Consider the following 14,583-nt stretch of genomic DNA (forward strand, 5'->3'; position numbering starts at 1 on the left):
ACAACCCCAGGTAGCACAGTAACCCCAGGTGGCACAACAACCCCAGGTAGTACAGTAACCCCAGGTGGTACAACAACCCCAGGTAGCGCAGTAACTCCAGGTGGTACAGTAACCCCAGGTGGTACAACAACTCCAGGTAGCACAGTAACCCCAGGTAGTACAGTAACCCCAGGTGGCACAACAACCACAGGTAGCACAGTAACTCCAGGTGGCACGACAACCACAGGTAGCACAGTAACCCCAGGTGGTACAACAACCACAGGTAGCACAGTAACCCCAGGTGGTACTACAACTCCAGGTAGCATAGTAACTCCAGGAGGTACAACAACTCCAGGTACTACAGGTGTAGTTGCGTTACCACAAACTAAGTCCTTTGTGGAAACACGTGCGGCTATTGCTGGTTTTGTTAATAATGGTCAAGATACTATGCAAGCAGCTTTCACAAATAATAGTAATTCTGATGAAGCAAGTCATATTGTGGCAGGTTTAGATTATGACCATATGCGTATGGAAACTGGTTCTTATGCTAAAGTTAATGGGACTCATGCAGTACTTGGATTTGTTAAAGATTATGGCAGAACAAGTTGGGGCCCATTCGTAGAAGCAGGTTGGGGTACTTATAGTACTCATCTTGATTCTGGTATCCGTGCTGATGGTCATGCTAAATACTATGGTTTGGGCGCATACGGTAAAACTAACTTTGATAAAGGTTTATATTTAGAAGGTAGTATCCGTGGTGGTCGTGCAAGCTACAATTACCGTAGCAATGATTTGGTTAATGGAGCTGGCCATACAGTAAATACTTCTTATGATGCACATAATGCATACTATGGTGCACATGTAGGATTTGGCAAGGTACAATCTTATCGCAATAATTATAAAGGTAATATGTATGCCAAAGTATTCTATAACCACCAAAATGGTGCTAGTGCAACTCTTAATGGCGTTGGCTTAGGCGAAACTTATAAATTCGATAGCGTTAACAGTTTACGCACACGCCTTGGATATCGTATGACTAGAGACTTAGCACATGGTAGCTCTTGGTATGCTGGCCTTGCTTATGAATATGAATTCTTGGGTGATGCTAATGCAACTGTAAAAGGTTTGAGCACCTTGACACCTTCCCTTGGTGGTGCTAGTGGTCTTGTAGAAACTGGATATACATACGGTACTGCTAATGATTCCTTTGGTGCTGGTATCAACTTTGAAGGTTGGTTCGGTAAAAAACGTGGTGCTACAGTAGGTGGTTCCGCACATTGGAAATTCTAATTTCACAAGATTTGATATAGTATTACAATATAATACAATATAAATACGATAGCCCCTATCATACTAATTATGATAGGGGCTATTATTATATAAAACTTATTTTTACTCTCTTATTTAATGCAAAAGCAATTTTGCTAAGTGTATCAATACTTATATTATAACCGCGTTCTATTCTAGCAATAATAGATTGTGGGACACCAGAACGTTCTGCTAATTCACGTTGGCTTAGCCCTGATGCTTCTCTTGATTTTGTAATGGTTACAGCACTTGCTAACATTGTTTTTTCTTTTAAATAAGATTCTTTGTATTGAGGATCTTTTAGCTTATTGTCAAATATTGTTTGGATATTTTCGGGTGGCATTTTGTATCTCCTTTTCATATTCTCTCTTAATTGTTATAGTATGATTGATTTCTCTGGTTGGCGTCTTTTGTGTTTTATGATAGCATATATTAGTTCAACTATAACTCTTTTATCCTAATTTTTGTAGTTCAATAATGTAATAAGTGGAAGGGTATAAACTCTAGTGATATATATTCTATAATTTCAGTATTCATAATTTTTATCAATTTGGTGTGATATAATATGCGTAATATACTATTGTTACCTAAGGAGGTTTTATGTCTAAGAAAATCGCAATTCTTGTGAATGAGGATACAATGCAACGTTGTTCTTGTGGTGGTTGCCTTAAGGCATATATGAATAAAATGGATTCTTTTGAGCGCTATGCTGATGAGGATATCGAGTTGGTTGGTTTTACGCATAGTGGTGGTGATCTGGAGAAGAAACTAGCTTCTTTTAAGAAAAATGGGGTTACTACCATTCATTTATCGACTTGCACGCGCGGTAAAAATGATAATTATGAAAGCATAGCTCATCAATGTGCAGCAGCAGGATTTGATGTTGTTGGTTATACTCATGGTGGTCCTGTATCTAAAGATGGAAAAGTGGCTATCGAATTATCAGCTATTTGATATGTGTAAGGGCGCATATATAGTGTTTAGAAATTAACTTTACTATAATTTGATTAGGTCGAATGAGAGGATAAAGAAATCTGTTATGAATAAGAAATTTAAATCTATGGTGTTAGCCGCTATGATGGGACTTTCACTTACAACAGTGGCAGTTATGCCTATGTCTGTAGAGGCGGCAGGTAAAGCGGGAACCGCAGAAACACTAATCGGCGGTGCAGTAGCTTATGCGTATGTGCAGACTGCTTTCAATAAAATGGATAATTCCAAAGAAGGACAGGCAGAAAGCTTGGCTCGAGCAAAGAAACAAACAGGTTATTTAGAGGATAGTGCAGCCCAAGCACGGGTGCAACGTATTATGAAGACTTTGGAGGCCTCTCCTAGTGTTAAACGTTCTTATGTGGTGTACGCTAATCCTAGTGATGATTTTAACGCCTTTGCTACGGTAGGCCGTGTTATGTCTGTTAATAAAGGCGCATTGGACTTATTAGATGATGACGAACTCGCTTATGTTATGGCTCATGAAATTTCTCATGGCGAGCATAAGGATATTGTCAATGGTCTTAAGAAACAAGTTGGTTTATCTACGGCTGTAAGTCTCGCTGCAGGTGGTGGCGGTAATGCGGCCATTTTATCTAACATTGCTGGTAATTACATGGAAAACCAAGTGTTTACGATGGGCCAAGAAAAAGCAGCTGACGAATTGGGCTTTAAAATTTTGAGCGAGTCTCCTTACAATGTGGGCGGTGCTGCTGCCTCTATGGCGGTACTTCGTAATAAATACGGTGATTTGTATCGTGAAGGTTTAAATCAAGTATTTAGCCCTAATAATCATCCTAAAACGAGTAGCCGTGTAAAGGATAATATTGATCGTATGTATACGTATTCTGGCAATCATGTGACTGTCGATAATGGTGCGGTTTTTGTAAATGGTGTTAATATTTATAGCCCTGCTAATAGTGGTCGTTATACAGGCGAAGAACGGGCTTACTTTATGGCTGGTAAATTAGCACGTTTATATCATAATGGTCAAATTCAGCCAGGTGGTGCATCTTATGATGGACCTACTGTTACCGTGGCAGGTCGTTCTATTGTCACAACTCCTAATGCTGATGTGGCCCTTATGGTTGCTACTAATTTGAATAATTCTTTTGTGAAAGCAGCGGGTCCTGCAAAAGGCAAACAAGCAGCAAAACCTAATAAGAAAAAATCTAATAAGAAATAATTGAACAATATACTATGGCACAAGTGGTGTATGATAGATAATAGTATGACCTGTGTATGGTATAAAGGCCATTATTGCTAGGGGCTTTTATAGTTTTGCTTATAGGGATAGTAGTGACTGTGATAAAACTATAGATTTTCTCTTTTAAAAGCACTATAATAGAATGTATCTATGTATATCAATATAAGCGTATTACAGCCTTATTTTTGATGAGGCTTTTATCTAGAGGAGTTGGATTCTGTATGGAACTACCGGTTTTATCCCCGTACATGATGGCCCGCAAGCCGTCGGGGATCCGCATGGGACAAATTAAATTTTTAGAACGAGAGAACCCACCTATTTTAGTGAATGGTTCGATTGGTAATGTTATGCGTCCTATGCATCCCGCCATGCAGCGTCGACTATTTACCTTAGGTGGACCGAATAGCCCTTTCAGTACGGGCATTGTACCGTATGTACCAACAACGGGTACCGATGAATGTCGTGAAGCCTTTTTGCATATTTTACGCAGTCAAGGTTTTGATACAACCGGTCTAAATGTGCTAGTAACAGATGGGGCATCTATGGCGATGGAAATCATCATGCTTGGCGTTTGTGGCGGTGCTGGGGAAGAGGAACGTCCTCTGTTGATGTTTAATCCTTCTTATACGAACTATGATGCGGTAGGTCATCGCATTGGTCGTAAAACAGTAACTGTAGAACGACGTCTCAATGAAAATGGTGAATTTGAATTGCCATCCATTGAAACCGTAGAAAAGCGCATTATTGAAACAAAACCAGGGGCTCTCTTGATTATTCCTTACGATAATCCAACGGGACAGTTATTCAGTAAAGAAACATTAATTGAATATGCTACTTTGTGTGTTAAACATAATTTATGGATTATTTCTGACGAAGCGTATCGTGAATTGGCTTATGAAAAGGGGAAGGAAACATCCAGTATTTGGACTTTAACGAATAAGGATGTACCAGGTATCGAAGGCCGTCGTATCAGTCTCGAAACTGCTTCAAAGGTATGGAATGCTTGTGGCCTTCGCATTGGTGCCATCATTACAGATAATGCATTATGCTATGAAAAATCTGTTGCTGAATATACGGCTAATCTGAGTGCGAATACATTAGGTCAATATATCTTTGGTGGGTTAGCTCATGAAAGTTATGCTGAGCTTCATAATTGGTATGAACAACAACGTGATTATTATCGTGAGATGATTTATGAACTACATAAAGGATTTAAAGAGGTAGAGCCAGATTTTATCATCTCTAATCCAGAGGCATCCATCTATTTTGTAATTGATGTACGCAATGTGGCTAAACCAGGTTTTGATGGTGTAGAATTTGCTGCATGGTGTGCTGAACACGGTCGTGTAACCATGGAGGATGGTAATGATTATACATTACTTATGGCTCCACTTAATGGTTTCTATAGCGGTGCAAATGACGAACATAATCCTGGCAAGACACAACTTCGCGTATCTTTCTGCGAAAACCCAAAATTGTTAAAATTAGCACCTGTATTGTTATCTAAATTATTTAGAGCATACGAAGCACAACGATAAATAAAACACCCGTCTCTATGACGAACCGTATGATTATACGGTCGTCATTAGGACGGGTGTTTTTTAGTGTTAAGTTTCTTCTTGTTCATCATGCATTTCTATGGGGATGTTGACAGTTTGTAATAATTTGTCAGCATTGTCGCATTGGAGGGATACTTCTTTGGCATACCATTCACCGAACTCGCGGATAATTTCTTCGTTGCGCCTGTAATAGGTATATTGATCGATTTTGCGTGATTCTACAAGGTCTGCATGCTCTAGTAAAGTCATGAATGTAGATACAGATGATTGTGATACACCGCAGCGTTTTTGAATACTCTTAACGCTAACGCTGTTTGGAAAGTCGATGAGAATTTTAGAGTGTACTTGAACACCAAATTCTTGCTTTGGGTGCTTTAGCCACAATATAATATCTAACCGATGTGGATTTGATAATGCTTTCAGAATTCTTTGCGGATCCATATGGCCTCCTTGAGGTAAATACCAAAATGTTGAGTGCCTTACTTTGACCGTGGTCTTGCATTATGCGGTCGTATTATATACGCGTCTTGCTCCGTATAGAGGTCTTCCTTAATTTAATCATACGCTAATTTTTATGTGAAAGCTAGGAAAATTTATAAATTTTTGGAGACGGCTGTGGAGACTTCTAAAAAACTCCACCGGCTAGATCTGTTCCTTTGGAACAGGGCCAAAGTCGTTTTTAGAAGCCCCCACAGCCTTTTTAAAACTTTAGGTGGGAAGGAAAGGGCTACGCAGGCCTTTTTATTTTCTTATACAATTTTCATGTACATATGCTATGTTAAAAAGGTATTTTCAATTCGTATCATGAATATATAATATAATATATAGACTTATGTAAGTTAGGCTTTCATAAAAAGGAGCTGAGTATATGGCAATAGATCGAAATGAGAGATTTGACGTCATCGTCGTGGGGGCAGGGCCGGCCGGTGCTGCAACGGCGTTGCGTTTAGCAGAGCAGCGTGTGAAGGTGCTGGTCATTGAGCGTGGGATGACGCCTGGTGCTAAGAATATGATGGGCGGTCGTATTTATACGCATTCGTTAGAGAAGTTGGTGCCGGATTTTAGAGATCGTGCGCCTCTTGAAAGAAAGGTAACAAAGGAACGCATTTCTATTGGTGCTGGCAATGAGATGACAACGATTGAATATAGTTACCAAGATGTAAAGGACAATGAAGAGTCCTATGTTGTGTTGCGTTCTAAATTTGATAAATGGCTCGCTGAAGAGGCGGAGAAAAAAGGGGCTTTGCTTGTTTCTAATGTACAGGTTACAGAGCTCATCACTGAAGGCGAAGGCAAGAAGCGTCGCGTTGTAGGTGTCCGTTGTCATGATGATGAAGTGTATGCTAAGCTCGTTATTATTGCTGAAGGCGCTAATACTGTGCTTTTAGAGGAGGCTGGACTCACAGGCCCTACAGATCCTAATACGATGGCTATCGGTGTGAAAGAGGTATATACTCTTAAAAAAGATGATCTCGAAAATCGCTTGATGCTATCTGGTGATGAAGGTATGGCCTGGCTTACGTTGGGCGATATGACGGATGGGCTACTTGGCGGTGGCTTTATATATACGAACAAGGATAGCCTTTCTGTGGGCATGGTGGTAGGTCTTGATGACATTGGTTCTGCAAATAAGTCTGTCGATGAAATGTTAGGGGCTTTCACTAGTCATCCAAGAATTGCACCGCTCTTGAAAAATAGTCAATTAAAGGAACACAGTGCTCATCTTGTGCCTGAAGGTGGCTATAAAGCGATGCCGAAATTAGGAGGCAAAGGATACATCATCGTTGGTGATGCGGCGCGGATGTGTATGAATTTAGGGTACACGATTCGCGGTATAGATCTTGCTATCGAGTCCGCTATGTGTGCGGCCGAGGCGGTTAATGTGGCGTTGCGCGATGAAAATATGGATCGAGTTACGAAATTATACGAAAAACAAATCAAGGCGTCTTGGTTGCGTCGTGATTTGAAATTATATAAAAACATGCCGAAATTCTTGGCTACTAACCCGCGTATTTTTAATGAGTATCCTGCCTTTGTTAACAATCTTATGCGTGATGTATTTACCGTTAGTGGTGAGGGTGCCATACCGTTGAAGAAAAAATTATTGCGTCGCGTTAAGGATATAGGTTTATTCAGATTAATTCGTGATGCTTGGAAAGGGGTGCGATCTCTATGAAATTAGAAGAGCGTTTGGGCGCCAATAAATATTATGTAGACGAAACGTGTCCTCACATTATTATTGATGGTGAAAGCGTAAGTCGCGAAGAGGCAATGAAACTCGTTAATGGCTGTCCTGCAGGATTGTATACATTACAGGAAGACGGCAAGCTTGCCTTTGATTTTGCAGGGTGTCTTGAATGTGGTACATGCCGTGTATTGTGCGGTAATACGATTGTTAAGACTTGGAAGTATCCTCGCAACGCCAAGGGCGTAGAGTTTAGACAGGGGTGAGTGCATGGAATTATTAGTCTGTATTAAACAAGTACCGGATACGTCAGAAATCAAACTAGATCCGGAAACAAATAATCTTATCCGTACGGGCCTACCTAGCATTGTAAATCCTTACGATATGCATGCTCTTGAAGCGGCTTTGGCTGTGAAAGACCAATATGAAGGCAGTCGTGTTACGGTTATTACTATGGGCCCTCCACAAGCAGAAGACGCATTGCGTCAGTGTTTGGCTTTGGGTGCTGATGATGCGGTGCTCGTAACGGATCGTGCCTTTGGTGGTGCCGATACATTGGCTACAAGCTATACGATTGCATCCGCTATTCGTCACATTCAACGAACCATGAATCGTCAATTTCAAATTATTTTTTGTGGCAAACAAGCTATTGATGGTGATACAGCACAAGTGGGTCCTCAAATTGCTGAGGAGCTCGGCATGGCACAGGCTACATATGCTTGTGAATTTTCCGTAGATCAAGGTGCACAAAAAGCGATTGTAAAACGTGAGCATGAAAATGGTTACGAAGTGATTGAAGCACCATTGCCACTGCTTGTGACGACGACGGCTGAACTTAATGAACCGCGCCAACCAGGCCTTTGGAGCTCTATTTACGCAAAACGATATACGATTAATCATCTCACTTTGTGTGATATGCCTCATATTGATGACAGTCGAATTGGCCTTACCGGCTCGCCAACACGTGTGCATAAGGTGTACCAACCACCGCTCCGTGGCAAGGTGGAAATGCTTTCATCCATCGACGAAGGGGCGAAAAAGGTACTTGAATTGGCATATCATATTAAGCCTGAAAAGTTCGCCCATCTGTTGGTACCAAATGATGTACCCGTTGAAGAAACGACAGATGAGGAAGGTATTGATGTAAATGATCCGGTACAACGGGCTGCATCTGTTGAAAGCGTAGCACCTAGTGAACCTAAGGTGGTAGATCCTAATACATTTGCTGCAGAGGCCGCCAAGGCTGACAGCGTTTTAAAAGGAGGTGACCGATAATGGGAGCGACTAATTTTGATGAATACAGAGACGTTTTTGTCGTAGCTGACACCATCGATGACGTAGTACATCCAGTTACATATGAACTTATCGGTCAAGCTCGCCGCATTGCTAAGGAATTAGGTCAACTTGTGCAAGTAATGCTCCTTGGTGAAAATGTACAAACTGAGGCTGAGGAATTGGTCGCACATGGCGCCGATATTGTTCATGTTTTTGAAAGTCCTCTTTTGCGGTATTACACAACAGATGGCTATACAAAGGTATTAACTGATTTTTTTGAAGACCATAAGCCGAATATCCTTTTAATTGGGGCTACTAACAATGGCCGTGACCTTGCACCGCGCATGTCTGGTCGCATGCAAAATGGCGTTGTTGCAGACTGTACTATCTTAACGGTGGATACAGAGGAAGGTCTCGTAGAATGGACTCGCCCTGCATTGGGCGGTAATATATTGGCGGAAATTATCTCTCCAAACCATCGTCCACAAATGGGCTCTGTACGGCCGAATGTATTTAAAAAGCCGGACCGTATTGCGGATAGTTGGGGCCGTATTCAACTTGAACAATTTGATCTCAAGCCGGAAGACATTCGCACAAAACGGTTAGATTTTATTCCTTTCAGTAAGACTGGCTATAACATCCAAGAAGCGGATATCATCGTAGCTGGTGGTCGTGGTATGGGTTCAAAGGAGAACTTTGATAAACTCTATGAACTAGCTGATGCTATTGGCGGTGTCGTAGGCGCGACTCGTCCACTTGTTGAAAAAGGGTGGATTGAATTGCCATATCAAGTGGGCCAAACCGGCAAGACCGTAAGCCCTAAATTGTACTTGGCATTTGGTATCTCTGGCGCTATCCAACATGTGAGTGGCATCTCTGGTGCTGATACAATCGTGGCCATTAATAACGATCCAAAAGCGGAAATATTCCAACACGCGAACTATGGGATTGTTGGGGATTGTATGGAAGTTCTCAACGATATGTTGGCACATTTAAAATAGAACATTTAGGTGAAAGAACTGATAGGGACCTGAAAGCCTCCACCGGCCAGGTCTGCCCCTCTGGGGCAGGGCCAAAGTCGTTTTCAGAACCCTATCGGTTCTTTGCTATCTACATTAGTCTATTTTAGTCCCAACATAATTGTTTGAGCGGAGCAGGGACATAAGTAGGGTGTGAGGCAACAGAGGAGCATAGCGACGTATGGGGTCCACACATCACTTAGTCATGAACGTAAGATTTCGCATAGCGAAATCCACAGTGAGGGTAAAGTCGTTTTTCGAAATGGTGCCTTTCTTAAACCCTACAGTCAATATAAGAATGAGCTCAATCTTTTTATTTTTATTAAATCCTGCGCCAACATACTCGTTTGATAGAAAAAGGTGTGTCGTTTCCAGAACCCTATCAGTTCTTTGCTATCTAGATTGATCTATTTTTAGTGCTAGCATATTCGTTAGAATAAGACGGATAGAAGTGTGGTAAAATGGTGATGTAAATATCATTATTGAATGGATGTAGGGAGGTGATGTTGTGACCGCTGATAGTAATGGTTATGTAGGTTTTGATTTAGCATTATTTATCGCTGAAAAGTTGCGGGCTCAGTTTGTGTTTGACATGGCACAGATGGAGGGAAATACGGCGACGTATCCGCAGGTTGAGACGATTGTGTATGGTACTTCTGTGGCGGGACTCAGTGTGAGTGAAACTCGACAGATAGATAATATCAATCGTGGATGGCAGGCCTTAATAGAGGATTTGCAATTAAAACGATTTCAGGTTAATAAATTAGTGGCTATCGAATATAATAAGTTGGTTTCTGAAAGTGAGAATCGCTTAGGTTTTGGTGGATTTCGCAATGCACCAGTAGCTATAGGTGGCACAAGTTATATACCGCCTACTCCGTTGGATTTAAATTCCTGTTGGGATGAATTAGTAGCTAGGTGCCAAGTGCTAGAGGATAATCCGTTAGAACAATCGCTCCTATTATATGCCGAGATGGCTCGTAACCAGTTCTTTGGTGATGGCAATAAACGAACCGCTCTTCTCATGATGAATGGCAACCTAATTCAGAATGGATTGTGTCCAATTACGATTACAAAATCGCACGAAGTAGAATATCGGACCGCTTTAATTGGATATTATGAAAGCCCTGAGCAACATCGCATTCAATTCTTCGATTTCCTAAAACAAGAACAACAAACCATGCTAAAACGCTGGGGCTATGAAATCCAAGATGTAAGTAAATCCGAACTTGGTAAAACTATAGACACAAATCTAAAAGAAGGATCCACAAAACATAAATTATAATTGAGGTCCTGAATTACTATTCTCCCTTTTCCCGTAATGAAAATCTTTGCGGGCAATAAGGATAACGTATTTAAAGTAAGGTCCTGATGGGCTTCCAAAACCGACTTTGGCCCTGCGAAGCCCGTAGGGCGTAGTCAGACCCGGCCGATGGAGGTTTTGGGAGTCCATCAGAACCGTCTTTTAAAGGAGGAATACATATGAACCGCAAAATTTTCGTTACAGGTGCTACTTCTGGTATCGGCCTTGAGTGTGCCCGTGCTTTTGCTCAAGATGGAGATAATGTATTGATTGCTGGTCGTCGTGCAGACCGTTTGTCTGCGATTAAGGAAGATTTTGAGCAGCAATATGGCATTCGTGTGGATACGCTCGTTCTCGATGTGAGCAAACGTGAAGATGTAGAGTCAAAGGTGAAACCAGCTATTGAGGCATTCGGTGGTATCGATGTATTAGTCAATAATGCAGGCCTTGCACAAGGTCTCGATGATTTTCAAGATAGTTCTGTTGATGATGCGGTGACTATGATCAATACAAATGTAATTGGTCTTATTTATGTAACAAAAGCGGTGTTACCATTCATGATGGCCCAAAATAGTGGTCATATTGTCAATATGGGATCTACCGCAGGCATTTATGCATATCCAAAGGGCGCTGTGTATTGTGCTACTAAGGCAGCTGTTAAGACTTTGAGTGATGGTATTCGTATGGATACGATTGCTACAGATATTAAGGTGACTACCATTCAACCAGGTATTGTAGAAACGCCATTTAGTGAAGTTCGCTTTCACGGAGATGCTGAAAGAGCAGCTTCCGTTTATGCTGGCATTGAGGCAGTTCAACCAGAGGATGTAGCGGATGTTGTATTGTATGTAACAAACCAACCAAAACGTATGCAAATTTCAGATGTAACCATTATGGCGAACCAACAAGCGGCAGGCTTTATGGTACATAAAAAATAATGATTTGTAATCTTATATCATTTAGGATATAATTGCAAAGCAACTTTTAAGAGGGTAATTTTGTAAAATATAGTTATTGAACGATACATACGCAAACGGTTATATACATTGTATGTATTGTAGTATGCAAAGGAATGGAGAGTATACCTATGATTAAGAAGCTTGTGTTAATGGCAGTTGCCTGTGCGTGTGTAGGTTCTTATGGTGTTGCTGGTGCGCAAAGCACTCTTGATGTACCACCTGATCCTGCTAAACCAGTAGTAGCGGAACATGCAGCACCACTAGTTGGCATGCCAAGTCCGATTCGTGAATTTAATACGGTTGACGAAGCTGCTAAATATATACATATTACACCTCAAATACCGAAGGTAATGCCTGTAGGTTACAATATTAAATCGGTAAGTACAATCAATAAAGAGATATTGCAAGTGATTTACGATTACCAAGCTGGTGAGGATGCAACGCGCAATCAAGCAGCAGGTAAACGCATCGTGTATCGCGTAGCGAATACAACAGGTGATATCAGTGGTGATCATAATAACTACAGAGTCACAGCCACTGAAAAAGTAAATGGTACAAAGGTTACTTTCAAAGGTGGTAATTACATGGTATACCTTGCAACTTGGACAACAGATGGTCAAAGCCATGCATTAGCATTTGAACGCCCTGTTTCTCGTGATATGGCGAAAGCAATCGTTGCGAATACAGTGGCACAAAAAACACATATGCAATAATATAATTTAAAACGCATGCGAGTTACAGTGCAGTACTCGCATGAATGTAAGGGATATATATAAACAGCTCCTTTTATGAGGGGCTGTTTTTTATACAAAAAAGTGGCTATCAACAATATGTTGATAGCCACTAAATAGGTAGTTTATAAGATTATTCAATTTCTGCTTTCAAGTCGATAATGTGTTTACATGCTACGCAACCAGGGCAGTCACAGAATTCTGCGCCTTGTGCTTTGATGTCTTTAGCATGTTGTAATAGGTTAGCTGCACCTTCTTTGCCAAGGAGTTGTGTAGCGCGTTCAGAGCCTGCAAAGCCGATTGTTTCGTCGATAAGTGCAATATTTTGTTCTGCTACGGATACGAGTTGTTTTGTAAGTTCTTCTTGCTCAGGCGTACCTTCAGCATCAATCCAAGACTGAGCGAACTCTTTTACTTTATGGTTGCTTTGTGGTGCATCTAATAAAGCTTGTACGAGTTGTGTTAATTGTGTATGTGTCATGATGATCTCCTTGATATAACTAGTAAATATGAGTTTGAAAAGATGCACTTACTATCATATGAGCACCTGTTCGTTTTTATAAGTTCATTATAGCATCTACAGTAATTTTGAATAGTAGAATGATTTACGATAGATACTATCAAATAGGATAGATTTGTGATAATTACTACTTTAAATTTTTGGGGGAATAGAAAAGAGGAATGCTTTCACATTCCTCTTTAACTTCGTTAAAATAAATCTGAGTGGCTACCCGTGCGAGTTAAAGATAATACTAATATGTCATCTTTAATTGCATAAATTAGAAGCCAATCTGGTTCGATGTGTAATTTTATAAACCCTCAATCATTTCTTTTACATTAGCATATGATTTTGCTTTTACTTTTCCTGCCAATATATCTTTCGTTTCTTGAATAGCAGCTTCTGTTTCTGCATTATAACGAGGTTGTTTAGGTTGAAATGGAAATCCACCTTCCATTAGTGATGTGTGGAGAAAAATATTAATCGCATCAGTTACGGATATGCCAAAGCTAGCATATAATGCTTCTAATTGTGCTTTTACAGCTGGCTCAATGCGCAAACTGATAGAGGCTGTTTTAGCCATAGTATCACCTCCTGTTAGTTATATTGTAATGCAAATGCTTTAAATTCGCAATCAAACAGATATAATTTGCAAGCAAAATGCTTTTCTTTTCATGGGGGAAAAATCTTTATATATATAAATATTAGGGTTTTAGGTGATATAATTAACTTACTATATGTAGTTTGTTTATAAAGGAATGTATCATGAAAAAGGTTGTATGTGCATTAGCTATGATAGCTTTCATAGGTTCTATTAATGTTGTCTCTGCAGATGATTTGATGCGGTTTCGTCTTAATGGTAATTCGATTTATGACCAGCCTTATGGTGATAGAAATGAGTTTCCATGTCCTGACAGACTTGGTAGTTGTACTATAACTGATAGCGATTATAAAAGCACTCGTAAAGGTCAATCGCTAGAGGTGTTTGATACTGTATATGAGGCTAAGCAACATTTGAACTTTAAACCGCAGTTGCCAAGTGGATTAGAGGGATTACGTCCTGTACATGTGTCCATTGTGGATCATGATGTATTACAAGTCGTGTATGCCTATCATGAGCTTTTAAAAGGAAGATTTGACCGTGTAGATGATATGCCTAAATATATTAAGTATCGTATATCGACTCTATCAGGTAATATAGCAGGCGATTATAAGGATTACTTACCGCAGAAGACAGATATTGTGAATGGTATGATAGTGACCTATCGAATGGTGGATAATTCTGTATACTTAGCATCTTGGGAACATGAGGGGCAGAGCCATGTGTTCTTATTTAATGAGCCAGTTTCTGTTGATAGGGCTAGAGAAATGATCAAGAGCGTAGGGATACATTGAGTTATTTATTGTACTATCTTTTTAAATATGATTAGTTTATAATATAAATATAAAGAGAGCCAATTAACGTGATTAGGGCGTTAGGCTCATCTAAAACTTGATAAAACTATGATGGCGCCTAACGTGTTAGAGGAATGCACTCCTCTATACGTTAGGCGTTTATCGTTGTACTAT

Annotated in this window: 16 protein-coding genes and 1 pseudogene; 12 read left to right on the forward strand and 5 right to left on the reverse strand. The window is 40.3% G+C overall.

What is annotated here, in order from left to right; all coding sequences use genetic code 11:
* Positions 1 to 1,269, forward strand: a 1,269-nt coding sequence (locus tag Q0E20_RS08780) for an autotransporter outer membrane beta-barrel domain-containing protein (RefSeq protein ID WP_295999112.1), incomplete at its 5' end; no start/stop codon positions are given.
* Positions 1,270 to 1,354: 85 nt separating this feature from the next.
* Here Q0E20_RS08780 and Q0E20_RS08785 read toward each other — a convergent pair.
* On the reverse strand, positions 1,355 to 1,630 hold the full coding sequence (locus Q0E20_RS08785) for a helix-turn-helix domain-containing protein (protein WP_295999115.1): 276 nt from the start codon (positions 1,628 to 1,630) through the stop codon (positions 1,355 to 1,357).
* 257 nt (positions 1,631 to 1,887) lie between these two features.
* Between Q0E20_RS08785 and Q0E20_RS08790 the strand changes: the two genes are divergently transcribed.
* From Q0E20_RS08790 to Q0E20_RS08800, 3 genes are all read left to right on the forward strand, one after another.
* Positions 1,888 to 2,241, forward strand: coding sequence for a CGGC domain-containing protein (locus tag Q0E20_RS08790; protein ID WP_295999118.1), 354 nt, complete (start codon positions 1,888 to 1,890; stop codon positions 2,239 to 2,241).
* Between the two features lie 85 nt (positions 2,242 to 2,326).
* On the forward strand, positions 2,327 to 3,463 hold the full coding sequence (locus Q0E20_RS08795; RefSeq protein ID WP_295999120.1) for a M48 family metallopeptidase: 1,137 nt from the start codon (positions 2,327 to 2,329) through the stop codon (positions 3,461 to 3,463).
* 242 nt (positions 3,464 to 3,705) lie between these two features.
* The gene (locus Q0E20_RS08800) at positions 3,706 to 5,022 is read left to right on the forward strand and encodes a pyridoxal phosphate-dependent aminotransferase (protein WP_295999124.1); all 1,317 of its coding nucleotides are present in this window, start codon (positions 3,706 to 3,708) and stop codon (positions 5,020 to 5,022) included.
* Between the two features lie 69 nt (positions 5,023 to 5,091).
* Here Q0E20_RS08800 and Q0E20_RS08805 read toward each other — a convergent pair whose 3' ends face one another.
* Positions 5,092 to 5,484 carry a helix-turn-helix transcriptional regulator gene (locus Q0E20_RS08805; protein WP_295999127.1) on the reverse strand — a complete coding sequence of 131 codons (393 nt, stop codon included), beginning with the start codon at positions 5,482 to 5,484 and terminating at the stop codon, positions 5,092 to 5,094.
* Between the two features lie 427 nt (positions 5,485 to 5,911).
* Here Q0E20_RS08805 and Q0E20_RS08810 point away from each other — a divergent pair, with 427 nt between their 5' ends.
* The 7 genes from Q0E20_RS08810 to Q0E20_RS08840 all read left to right on the forward strand — a co-directional run bounded on the left by Q0E20_RS08810 (position 5,912) and on the right by Q0E20_RS08840 (position 12,497).
* Positions 5,912 to 7,219 carry an FAD-dependent oxidoreductase gene (locus Q0E20_RS08810; RefSeq protein WP_295999132.1) on the forward strand — a complete coding sequence of 436 codons (1,308 nt, stop codon included), beginning with the start codon at positions 5,912 to 5,914 and terminating at the stop codon, positions 7,217 to 7,219.
* Entirely contained in the window at positions 7,216 to 7,494 is a 279-nt protein-coding gene (locus tag Q0E20_RS08815; protein WP_295999135.1) for a ferredoxin family protein, read from the forward strand. The genes Q0E20_RS08810 and Q0E20_RS08815 overlap by 4 nt, the downstream gene beginning before the upstream one ends.
* A 4-nt stretch (positions 7,495 to 7,498) precedes the next feature.
* Positions 7,499 to 8,503: an electron transfer flavoprotein subunit beta/FixA family protein gene (locus tag Q0E20_RS08820; RefSeq protein ID WP_295999139.1), complete on the forward strand. Its 1,005-nt coding sequence runs from the start codon at positions 7,499 to 7,501 to the stop codon at positions 8,501 to 8,503.
* Positions 8,503 to 9,504 (forward strand): electron transfer flavoprotein subunit alpha/FixB family protein, encoded by a 1,002-nt coding sequence (locus Q0E20_RS08825; protein ID WP_295999142.1) that lies wholly within the window; start codon positions 8,503 to 8,505, stop codon positions 9,502 to 9,504. Before Q0E20_RS08820 ends, Q0E20_RS08825 begins: the two co-directional genes overlap by 1 nt.
* Before the next feature lie 526 nt (positions 9,505 to 10,030).
* Complete coding sequence (locus Q0E20_RS08830) at positions 10,031 to 10,807, forward strand: Fic family protein (RefSeq protein WP_295999145.1); 777 nt, start codon at positions 10,031 to 10,033, stop codon at positions 10,805 to 10,807.
* A gap of 197 nt (positions 10,808 to 11,004) precedes the next feature.
* Positions 11,005 to 11,763 carry an SDR family NAD(P)-dependent oxidoreductase gene (locus tag Q0E20_RS08835; RefSeq protein ID WP_295999148.1) on the forward strand — a complete coding sequence of 253 codons (759 nt, stop codon included), beginning with the start codon at positions 11,005 to 11,007 and terminating at the stop codon, positions 11,761 to 11,763.
* A 149-nt stretch (positions 11,764 to 11,912) separates the two neighbouring features.
* Entirely contained in the window at positions 11,913 to 12,497 is a 585-nt protein-coding gene (locus Q0E20_RS08840) for a hypothetical protein (RefSeq protein ID WP_295999152.1), read from the forward strand.
* Between the two features lie 151 nt (positions 12,498 to 12,648).
* Here the strand turns inward: Q0E20_RS08840 and Q0E20_RS08845 are convergent, their stop codons facing one another.
* From Q0E20_RS08845 to Q0E20_RS08855, 3 genes and pseudogenes are all read right to left on the reverse strand, one after another.
* Positions 12,649 to 12,996: a hypothetical protein gene (locus Q0E20_RS08845; RefSeq protein ID WP_295999155.1), complete on the reverse strand. Its 348-nt coding sequence runs from the start codon at positions 12,994 to 12,996 to the stop codon at positions 12,649 to 12,651.
* 227 nt (positions 12,997 to 13,223) lie between these two features.
* A pseudogene (locus Q0E20_RS08850) lies at positions 13,224 to 13,325 on the reverse strand (type II toxin-antitoxin system mRNA interferase toxin, RelE/StbE family); the annotation flags it as partial.
* Positions 13,325 to 13,597, reverse strand: coding sequence for a type II toxin-antitoxin system RelB/DinJ family antitoxin (locus Q0E20_RS08855; protein WP_295999158.1), 273 nt, complete (start codon positions 13,595 to 13,597; stop codon positions 13,325 to 13,327). The gene Q0E20_RS08855 and the pseudogene Q0E20_RS08850, both read right to left, overlap by 1 nt.
* A 182-nt stretch (positions 13,598 to 13,779) precedes the next feature.
* On the opposite strand from Q0E20_RS08855, the gene Q0E20_RS08860 reads away from it, so the two are divergent.
* The gene (locus tag Q0E20_RS08860) at positions 13,780 to 14,409 is read left to right on the forward strand and encodes a hypothetical protein (protein WP_295999161.1); all 630 of its coding nucleotides are present in this window, start codon (positions 13,780 to 13,782) and stop codon (positions 14,407 to 14,409) included.
* The last annotated feature ends 174 nt before the right edge of the window (positions 14,410 to 14,583 follow it).

Source organism: uncultured Veillonella sp. (genome assembly GCF_934230905.1).
Classification (GTDB): domain Bacteria; phylum Bacillota; class Negativicutes; order Veillonellales; family Veillonellaceae; genus Veillonella.